Raw genomic sequence first — 8907 nt, forward strand, 5'->3', positions numbered from 1 at the left:
CTGCGCCGACCTGCGCGATCCTTGCATGCCAAAGGTTTGGCGCCGGGCTACTATCTACCCTTTTGCGCCTGACGATGGACCGCCCGATGCCCAGTTCTACCCGCCTGCTGCTGCCGTTGTACCTGCTTGCATGCCTGCTCTCCATACTCGGGCTCGGAGGCCTGTGGTACGGGCTTGGCAAGCCGGTGCACCTGCCCGACGCGGCCAGCCCGACGCACAAGCTGCAATGCGCCTCGTACACCCCGTTCGACAAGGACCAATCGCCCTACGACCAGCCGTTGCGCCTGCGTCCGGCCCGCATGGACGCCGACCTGGCATTGCTGGCCGAGCGTTTCCAGTGCATCCGTACCTATTCCCAGACCGGTCTTGAGGCAATCCCGGCGCTGGCGCGCAAGCATGGCCTGAAGGTGATGCTGGGTGCCTGGGTCAACGCCCACCCGGCCGACACAGAGAAAGAAATCGAGCTGCTGATCGCCACCGCCAATGCCAACCCCGACGTGGTCAGCGCGGTGATCGTCGGCAACGAGACGCTGCTGCGCAAGGAAGTGACCGGCGCGCACCTGGCCACGCTGATCGCCCGGGTGAAAAACCAGGTCAAGGTGCCGGTGACCTACGCCGATGTGTGGGAATTCTGGTTGCAGCACCCGCAAGTGGCGCCTGCGGTGGATTTTCTGACTATCCACCTGCTGCCTTACTGGGAAGACGACCCGCGTGGCATCGACGAAGCCCTGGCCCACGTTGCCGATGTGCGCCGGGTGTTCGGCACGCGCTTCGCGCCGAAGGACGTCCTTATCGGCGAAACCGGCTGGCCCAGCGAAGGCCGACAGCGCGAAACCGCGGAGCCCAGCCGGGTCAATGAGGCGCGCTTCATTCGCGGGTTCGTGGCCATGGCCGAAAGCAACGGTTGGCACTACAACCTGATCGAGGCGTTCGACCAGCCATGGAAGCGCGCCAATGAGGGGGCGGTCGGCGGTTACTGGGGGCTATACGATGCCGACCGGCAGGACAAGGGCGTGCTCGAAGGGCCGGTGAGCAACCTGCCTTACTGGCCGCAGTGGTTGTTGGCCAGCGCCATGCTGATGGTGCTGATGCTGATGCTTGCCGGGCGCCCCGCCACCGCGACGGCGGCCATGCTGCTGCCGTTGCTGGCGGCGTTTGGGGCAGGCTGTCTGGGGCTTTGGGGCGAGCTGATGCGTACCCATGCGCGCTTTGCCGGGGAATGGCTGTGGGCGGTGCTGCTGGCGGGGCTGAACCTTCTTGTGCTGGCCCATGCCGTGCTGGCCCTGGCACGGCGCACGGGCTGGCGCGAGCGCCTGTACGCCTGGCTGCAGGCGCGAGCCGGTTGGCTGTTGCTGGCGGCGGGTTTTGCCGCGGCGGTGAGCATGCTGGCGATGGTGTTCGACCCACGCTATCGCAGCTTCCCCAGCGCAGCGTTGGCGTTGCCGGCGCTGGTGTTTGCACTGTGGCCGGTGCGTGCACGGCGGGCGGAGGTGGCGTTGCTGGCGTTCATCGTCGGTGCCGGGGTGGCGCCGCAGTTGTTTGTGGAGGGGCTGGAGAACCAGCAGGCCTGGGGGTGGGCAGTAGTCAGTGTGCTGATGACCGCGGCCTTGTGGCGGAGCTTGCGCCTGCGCCCGGCCTGATATCCTTGGGACCGCTTCGCGCTCCATCGCAGGCAAGCCAGCTCCCACAGGAGTTATGCTGCCTATGAAATCGGCGCGGTCCCTGTGGGAGCTGGCTTGCCTGCGATGGGCCGCAAAGCGGCCCCTTTCAGCCTTACTCCGGCGACCTGACCAACCGCAACCCCGCCAGCACCAGCGCGAACACGGCAATGCTGGCGGTATACAGCACCAGTGCCGGCACCGCGAACACCAACGCAACCACTGCCAGCCACCAGCCGCCACGCCCGGCAACCAACTGCGCCAGCAGCGCCAGCCCCAGCCCGCCCCAGGCCATCACCTGATGATGAATGCCCAGTCCCAGCAACGACCGTACCTCACACTGCCAGTACCTCGCCGGCGCCGTGCACAGCCCCACCCACTGCCCGTCCTCCATCAGCCCGTAGCGCACGCCATAACTGGCAGCAAGCCAAAGCCCCAGAAACAGCACAAGCAGCGCAGCCGGCAGCGAACGAGACATCCAGTTCTCCAATAGCGGAAATCGAAAGCATCCATGATCGCTTATGCACAGTTGTAAGGCAAAATCACAGCCCTGCAGCTATGTTGCAGATAACAAGCACACCAAAGACCACCGCGCCTGGCAACTTTGCCCGTCCCGTTGTGGTCCTAGCCTGCACACCGCTCGACCTTGCGTTCTTTTGGGGGATTACATGCTTCGATCTTTGCGCCTCGCTGCTTTGCTCGGCGGCCTGCTCATGGCTGTGGCCGCTTCGGCGCGGGATATCGACGCCGCAAGTTATGGCTACCCCTTGACCAACCCGTTCGAGGCAACCATTGCCACCACTCCGCCGGACCAGCGCCCCACGCTGCCCGACGACGACGAAATCAGCCAGTCCGATTACAGCCTCAACCTGCGCCCGGACCGTGAGTTCACCCTGCCCGACAACTTCTGGGCAGTGAAGAAGCTCAAGTACCGCCTGGCTCGCCAGGACCACGAGGCGCCGCTGATCTTCATCATCGCCGGCACCGGTGCGCCCTACACCAGCAGCATCAACGAATACCTGAAAAAGCTGTTCTACCAGGCCGGCTTCCACGTGGTGCAGCTGTCCTCGCCCACCAGCTACGACTTCATGAGCGCCGCTTCGCGCTTTGCCACCCCTGGCGTCAGCCAGGAGGATGCCGAAGACATGTACCGGGTAATGCAGGCCGTACGCGCCCAGCACCCACGCCTGCCTATCAGCGAGTTCTACCTCACCGGCTACAGTCTGGGCGCACTCGACGCTGCCTTTGTCAGCCACCTGGACGAAACCCGCCGCAGCTTCAACTTCAAGCGCGTGCTGCTGCTGAACCCTCCGGTCAACCTGTACACCTCGATCAACAACCTGGACAAGCTGGTGCAGACCCAGGTCAAGGGCATTGACCGCAGCACCACCTTCTACGAGTTGATGCTGGCCAAGCTGACTCGCTACTTCCAGGAAAAGGGCTACATCGACCTCAATGAAGCCCTGCTGTACGACTTCCAGCAGTCGCGCCAGCACCTGTCCAACGAGCAGATGGCCATGCTGATCGGCACCTCGTTCCGCTTCTCGGCGGCCGACATTGCCTTTACCTCCGACCTGATCAACCGCCGCGGCCTGATCATTCCGCCGAAGTTCCCTATCACCGAGGGCAGCAGCCTCACGCCGTTCTTCAAGCGTGCCTTGCAGTGCGACTTCGACTGCTACATGACCGAGCAGGTCATCCCCATGTGGCGTGCCCGCACCGACGGCAACAGCATCCTGCAACTGGTCAACCAGGTCAGCCTGTATGCGCTGGAGGACTACCTGAGCAGCAGCGACAAGATCGCCGTGATGCACAACGCCGACGACGTCATCCTCGGCCCTGGCGACATCGGCTTCCTGCGCAAGGTGTTCGGTGAGCGCCTGACCCTTTACCCCCATGGCGGCCATTGCGGCAACCTCAATTACCGCGTCAACAGTGACGCCATGCTGGAGTTCTTCCGTGGTTAACAAACTCCTCTTCGCCACTGCCCTGTTCGCCGCCGGCCAGGCCCTGGCCGCCGAAACCGCCCCTCGGGCCAGCGTGATCGAAGCCGACCCGCAAGTCACCGAAGCACCACTGGCACCCGAGGCCGATGGTTTCGTCGATCCGCTGCGAGAGCTGAAATTCAACCCGGGGCTGGACCAGCGCGAGTTCGAGCGCTCCACACTGCAAGCGCTGAACGTGTACGACCCGCTGGAGTCGATCAACCGGCGCGTCTATCACTTCAACTACCGCCTGGACCAATGGGTGCTGCTGCCGATGGTAAGCGGCTACCAGTACGTCACCCCGCGCTTCGTGCGCACCGGGGTGACCAACTTCTTCAACAACCTGGGCGACGTGCCGAACCTGTTCAACAGCGTGTTGCAGTTGAAGGCCAAGCGTTCGGCGGAGATCACCGCGCGGCTGATGTTCAACACCATCATCGGCGTGGGTGGGCTGTGGGACCCGGCGACCAAGATGGGCCTGCCGCGGCAAAGTGAAGACTTTGGCCAGACCTTGGGCTTCTATGGCGTACCGGACGGGCCATACCTGATGCTGCCGGTGCTGGGGCCGTCGAACCTGCGCGATACCACCGGGCTGGTGGTGGATTATGCAGGCGAACAGGCGATCAACTACCTGAACGTGGCCGAAGCCAGCAGCGACCACCCGGAAATTTCCGTACTTCGCGTGGTGGACAAGCGCTACAGCACCAAATTCCGCTATGGCCAGCTCAACTCGCCGTTCGAGTACGAGAAGGTGCGGTACGTGTATACCCAGGCGCGCAAGTTGCAGATAGCCGAGTAAGCCGATCCGGCCCTATCGCCGGCAAGCCAGCTCCCACAGGTCCTCCCAATGCCCGGGCTTTCGGTGGTCCTGTGGGAGCTGGCTTGCCGGCGATAGGGCCATGACAGGCAACCTCAAATCCCCAGGAACTGGCAAAGCTCCCGCTTCTTGGCCAAGGCATCCTTTCGCCCCAGCTCGATCAGCTCGCTGCAATAACTGGCCTCGAACAGCAAATAGCTCAACACCCCCGCCCCGCTGGTACGTGTCGCCCCCGGCCCGCGCAGGAACATGCGCAAGGCCGCCGGCAACTCGCGCCGATGCCGCGCGGCAATCTCGTCCAGCGGCTGACTGGGCGCCACCACCAGCACGTCGATTGGCGCCAGGCCCAGGCGCCGGGCATCCAGGTGTGCTGGCAACAGGTGGCTCAGGTGGTTGAGGCGCTGCAGTAGCTCGATGTCGTCTTCGAGGCTGTCAATGAACGTGCTGTTGAGCATGTGCCCGCCGATCTGCGCCAGGCTCGGCTGCTGCCCGCTGAACACCCGCTGGGTCGGCAATGGTGGCGCCGGCCGCTGAGGGTTGCCACTGACCCCGACTACCAGTACACGGCTGGCACCCAGGTGCAGGGCCGGGCTGATCGGTGCCGACTGGCGTACCGCGCCATCACCGAAATACTCGTCACCCAGCCGCACCGGAGCGAACAGCAGCGGGATGGCCGCGCTGGCCAGCAGGTGGTCGATGGTCAACGGCGTGGGCATGCCGATGCGGCGGTGGCGCAACCAGGCTTCGATGGTGCCGCGCCCCTGGTAGAAGGTCACCGCCTGGCCGGATTCGTAGCCAAAGGCGGTCACCGCGACGGCGCGCAGTTGCTCGGCGGCCAGGGAGCGGGCGATGCCGTCCAGGTTCAGGTGCGCCTGCAGCAAGCCGCGCAATGGGCTGCTGTCCAGCAGTGCCACTGGCGCCGGGCCGCCCACGCCCAGCAGGTTATGGGCGACGAAGCGGCTGGCCTGGCGGACCACACCCGGCCAGTCGCTACGGATGACCAGGTGGCTGCGGAAGTTCTGCCAGAAGGCGGTGAGCCGTTGTACGGCGTCGCTGAAATGGGTGGCGCCACTGGCCAGGGTGACAGCGTTGATGGCACCGGCGGAAGTGCCGACGATGACCGGGAACGGGTTGTGCGCGCCAGCGGGCAGCAGCTCGGCGATGCCGGCCAGCACGCCGACCTGGTAGGCAGCGCGGGCGCCGCCGCCAGAAAGGATAAGACCGGTTACCGCGGGTGGGGCCATAGGAGTCCTTCCTGGGGTTGGTGTGCTGTCAGTGCCGGCCTATTCGCGGTTAAACCCGCTCCCACAGGTACTGCACAGCCTTCAAGGCCGGTGGAGAACCTGTGGGAGCGGGTTCACCCGCGAATAGGCCGGCACAGACAAAATAAATCAGCGCTTCTTCTTGTCATACAACCGCGGCTCCCCTTCGGGCCGCGACTTGAACCGGCGGTGCGCCCAAAGGTACTGCTCGGGGCATTCGCGCAACACGCTTTCCACCCACTGGTTGATGCGCAGGCAGTCAGCCTCTTCGCTCTCCCCGGGGAAGTTTGCCAGCGGCGGGTGGATCACCAGGCGATAGCCGCTGCCATCCTCCAGGCGCTTCTGGGTGAACGGAATTACCTGCGCCTTGCCCAACCGGGCAAACTTGGTAGTGGCAGTCACCGTCGCCGCCGGGATGCCGAACAGCGGCACGAACAGGCTCTGCTTGGCGCCGTAGTCCTGGTCCGGTGCGTACCAGATCGCCCGGCCCGAACGCAGCAGCTTGAGCATGCCGCGCACGTCCTCGCGCTCCACCGCCAGCGAGTCGAGGTTATGCCGCTCGCGGCCGCTGCGCTGGATGAAGTCGAACAGCGGGTTGCCGTGCTCGCGGTACATGCCATCGATGGTGTGCTGCTGGCCCAGCAGCGCGGCGCCGATTTCCAGGGTGGTGAAGTGCACCGCCATCAGGATGGCCCCCTGCCCCGCCTGCTGGGCGGCCTGCAGGTGCTCCAGCCCCTCGACATGGGCCAGGCGCGCCAGCCGGGCCCTGGGCCACCACCAGCTCATGGCCATTTCGAAGAAGGCGATACCGGTGGAGGCAAAGTTGGCCTTGAGCAGGCGCTGCCGTTCGTCGACCGACAGCTCCGGGAAGCACAGCTCCAGGTTGCGCGCGGCGATGCGCCGCCGCTCACCGGCAAAGCGGTACATCACCGCTCCCAGCGCGGCACCGACTTTCAACAGGACCCGGTACGGCAACTGGACCACCAGCCACAGCAGGCCCAGGCCCAGCCACAGGCCCCAGAAACGTGGGTGAAGGAAATAGGGACGAAAACGCGGGCGTTCCATTGAAGCTTCCGGAAAGACAAAGGCCGCGCATTCTACAACGGATCAGCGCATGTTGCGGGCAACCGGTCTTATCGTTATAAGTCAGGGCACTTTTTTCGCAACAAGCCGTCTATGCAGACCATGAGCCCAAACCACACACCCGACACCGCCTCCGTGTTCCAGCTCAAGGGCAGCATGCTCGCCATTACAGTGCTGGAACTGGCGCGCAATGACCTTGAAGCCCTCGACCGCCAACTGGCGGCCAAAGTCGCCCAGGCACCGAACTTCTTCAGCAACACGCCGCTGGTGCTGGCGCTGGACAAGCTGCCGGCCGACGAGGGGGCAATCGACCTGCCCGGCTTGATGCGGATCTGCCGCCACCACGGCCTGCGTACCCTGGCCATCCGCGCCAACCGCATCGAGGACATCGCCGCCGCCATCGCCATCGACCTGCCGGTGCTGCCGCCATCGGGAGCGCGCGAACGGCCGCTGGAGCCCGAACCCGAGGTGAAGAAGCCCGAGCCGGCCCCTGTCCCGCCGCCAATCCTCGAACCCGAGGTGCGCCCGACCCGCATCATCACTTCGCCAGTACGTGGCGGCCAGCAGATCTACGCCCAGGGCGGCGATCTGGTGGTGACCGGTTCGGTCAGCCCGGGGGCGGAACTTCTGGCCGATGGCAACATCCATGTGTACGGCGCCATGCGCGGCCGCGCTTTGGCCGGCATCAAAGGCAATACCAAGGCACGTATCTTCTGCCAGCAGATGACCGCCGAAATGGTTTCCATCGCCGGCCAGTACAAGGTATGCGAAGACCTGCGCCGCGACCCGCTTTGGGGCACCGGCGTGCAAGTCAGCCTGTCTGGCGACGTGTTGAACATCACCCGTCTTTAACGGATACTTGCCAGCATTTTTAGTGCAACTTTTCCTACCGTTGCCATTTATTTGTATTTTTGCAGGGACTTGTGTCCCGATTATTTTAGGGGTGAAACACCTTGGCCAAGATTATCGTGGTTACTTCCGGCAAGGGGGGTGTGGGCAAGACCACCACCAGCGCCGCCATTGGTACCGGCCTCGCACTGCGTGGCCACAAGACCGTCATCGTCGACTTCGACGTGGGCCTGCGTAACCTCGACCTGATCATGGGCTGCGAACGCCGCGTGGTGTACGACTTCGTCAACGTGGTCAATGGCGAAGCCAACCTGCAACAGGCCCTGATCAAGGACAAGCGTCTCGAGAACTTGTACGTGCTGGCCGCCAGCCAGACCCGTGACAAGGACGCGCTGACCCAGGAAGGCGTGGAAAAGGTCCTGATGGAGCTGAAGAAAGACTTCGATTTCGTCATTTGCGACTCGCCAGCCGGTATCGAGAAAGGCGCACACCTGGCCATGTACTTTGCCGACGAAGCCGTCGTGGTCACCAACCCCGAGGTATCCTCGGTACGTGACTCCGACCGCATGCTGGGCATCCTGTCGAGCAAGTCGCGCCGCTCCGAGAACGGCGAAGAGCCGATCAAGGAACACCTGCTGATCACCCGCTACCACCCGGAGCGCGTGGAAAAGGGCGAAATGCTGAGCATCGCCGACGTCGAAGAGATCCTGGCGATCAAGCTCAAGGGCGTGATCCCCGAGAGCCAGGCAGTGCTCAAGGCTTCCAACCAGGGTATCCCGGTCATCCTCGACGACCAGAGCGATGCCGGCCAGGCCTATAGCGATACCGTCGACCGTCTGCTGGGCAAAGAAAAGCCCCTGCGGTTCATCGAAGTGCCGAAGCAAGGATTCTTCGCGCGCCTGTTTGGAGGCAAGTAAACCATGAACCTTTTTGACTTCTTTCGTGGCAGACAGAAAACTACCAGCGCGTCGGTAGCGAAAGAGCGTCTACAGATCATCGTGGCGCACGAGCGCGGCCAACGCAGCGAACCGGACTACCTGCCAGCGCTGCAGAAAGAACTGCTGGAAGTGATCCGCAAGTATGTGAACATCGGCAACGATGATGTGCATATCGAGCTGGAAAACCAGGGTAGCTGCTCGATTCTGGAGCTGAACATCACCTTGCCGGATCGCTGATTTCGCGACCAGGCCTGGATCATTGGGGCTGCTTTGCAGCCCATCGCCGGGGAGCCCCCCCCCCCCCGAGCCCCCCAA

The 8907-nt window shown here is 63.9% G+C and carries 9 protein-coding genes; 6 read left to right on the plus strand and 3 right to left on the minus strand.

The features are described from left to right. The first annotated feature begins 74 nt into the window (after positions 1-74). Positions 75-1640: a glycoside hydrolase family 17 protein gene (locus IRZ77_RS21240; RefSeq protein WP_108481468.1), complete on the plus strand. Its 1566-nt coding sequence runs from the start codon at positions 75-77 to the stop codon at positions 1638-1640. A gap of 133 nt (positions 1641-1773) precedes the next feature. Here IRZ77_RS21240 and IRZ77_RS21245 read toward each other — a convergent pair whose 3' ends face one another. Next, a complete protein-coding gene (locus IRZ77_RS21245) occupies positions 1774-2136 on the minus strand; it encodes a hypothetical protein (RefSeq protein ID WP_108481467.1) in 363 nt (120 codons plus the stop codon). Positions 2137-2326: 190 nt separating this feature from the next. Between IRZ77_RS21245 and IRZ77_RS21250 the strand changes: the two genes are divergently transcribed. Together IRZ77_RS21250 and IRZ77_RS21255 are read left to right on the plus strand one after the other, a co-directional pair. Next, positions 2327-3625 carry a serine/threonine protein kinase gene (locus IRZ77_RS21250; protein WP_046616718.1) on the plus strand — a complete coding sequence of 433 codons (1299 nt, stop codon included), beginning with the start codon at positions 2327-2329 and terminating at the stop codon, positions 3623-3625. Next, positions 3618-4442 (plus strand): MlaA family lipoprotein, encoded by an 825-nt coding sequence (locus tag IRZ77_RS21255; protein WP_080958529.1) that lies wholly within the window; start codon positions 3618-3620, stop codon positions 4440-4442. The genes IRZ77_RS21250 and IRZ77_RS21255 overlap by 8 nt, the downstream gene beginning before the upstream one ends. Before the next feature lie 113 nt (positions 4443-4555). On the opposite strand, the gene IRZ77_RS21260 is transcribed toward IRZ77_RS21255, so the two are convergent. Together IRZ77_RS21260 and IRZ77_RS21265 are read right to left on the minus strand one after the other, a co-directional pair. Continuing rightward, positions 4556-5704, minus strand: coding sequence for a patatin-like phospholipase family protein (locus IRZ77_RS21260; RefSeq protein ID WP_085601789.1), 1149 nt, complete (start codon positions 5702-5704; stop codon positions 4556-4558). Positions 5705-5851: 147 nt separating this feature from the next. Continuing rightward, a complete protein-coding gene (locus IRZ77_RS21265; RefSeq protein WP_046616720.1) occupies positions 5852-6787 on the minus strand; it encodes a lipid A biosynthesis lauroyl acyltransferase in 936 nt (311 codons plus the stop codon). Positions 6788-6898: 111 nt separating this feature from the next. On the opposite strand from IRZ77_RS21265, the gene minC reads away from it, so the two are divergent. The 3 genes from minC to minE all read left to right on the plus strand — a co-directional run bounded on the left by minC (position 6899) and on the right by minE (position 8829). Beyond that, on the plus strand, positions 6899-7657 hold the full coding sequence (gene minC / locus IRZ77_RS21270; RefSeq protein ID WP_025338069.1) for a septum site-determining protein MinC: 759 nt from the start codon (positions 6899-6901) through the stop codon (positions 7655-7657). Between the two features lie 101 nt (positions 7658-7758). Continuing rightward, the gene (minD, locus tag IRZ77_RS21275; RefSeq protein WP_013971423.1) at positions 7759-8571 is read left to right on the plus strand and encodes a septum site-determining protein MinD; all 813 of its coding nucleotides are present in this window, start codon (positions 7759-7761) and stop codon (positions 8569-8571) included. 3 nt (positions 8572-8574) lie between these two features. After that, complete coding sequence (minE, locus tag IRZ77_RS21280) at positions 8575-8829, plus strand: cell division topological specificity factor MinE (protein WP_025338068.1); 255 nt, start codon at positions 8575-8577, stop codon at positions 8827-8829. Positions 8830-8907 lie beyond the last annotated feature (78 nt).

Source organism: Pseudomonas pudica (assembly GCF_015680405.1).
In the GTDB taxonomy this organism is placed as follows: Bacteria; Pseudomonadota; Gammaproteobacteria; order Pseudomonadales; family Pseudomonadaceae; genus Aquipseudomonas; species Aquipseudomonas pudica.

Bases quoted from the DNA above. Each gene is read 5' to 3' on its own strand.
- IRZ77_RS21240 (WP_108481468.1), top strand. From the start codon at position 75: ATGGACCGCCCGATGCCCAGTTCTACCCGCCTGCTGCTGCCGTTGTAC.
- IRZ77_RS21245 (WP_108481467.1), bottom strand. From the start codon at position 2,136: ATGTCTCGTTCGCTGCCGGCTGCGCTGCTTGTGCTGTTTCTGGGGCTT.
- IRZ77_RS21250 (WP_046616718.1), top strand. From the start codon at position 2,327: ATGCTTCGATCTTTGCGCCTCGCTGCTTTGCTCGGCGGCCTGCTCATG.
- IRZ77_RS21260 (WP_085601789.1), bottom strand. From the start codon at position 5,704: ATGGCCCCACCCGCGGTAACCGGTCTTATCCTTTCTGGCGGCGGCGCC.
- IRZ77_RS21265 (WP_046616720.1), bottom strand. From the start codon at position 6,787: ATGGAACGCCCGCGTTTTCGTCCCTATTTCCTTCACCCACGTTTCTGG.
- minC (WP_025338069.1), top strand. From the start codon at position 6,899: ATGCAGACCATGAGCCCAAACCACACACCCGACACCGCCTCCGTGTTC.
- minE (WP_025338068.1), top strand. From the start codon at position 8,575: ATGAACCTTTTTGACTTCTTTCGTGGCAGACAGAAAACTACCAGCGCG.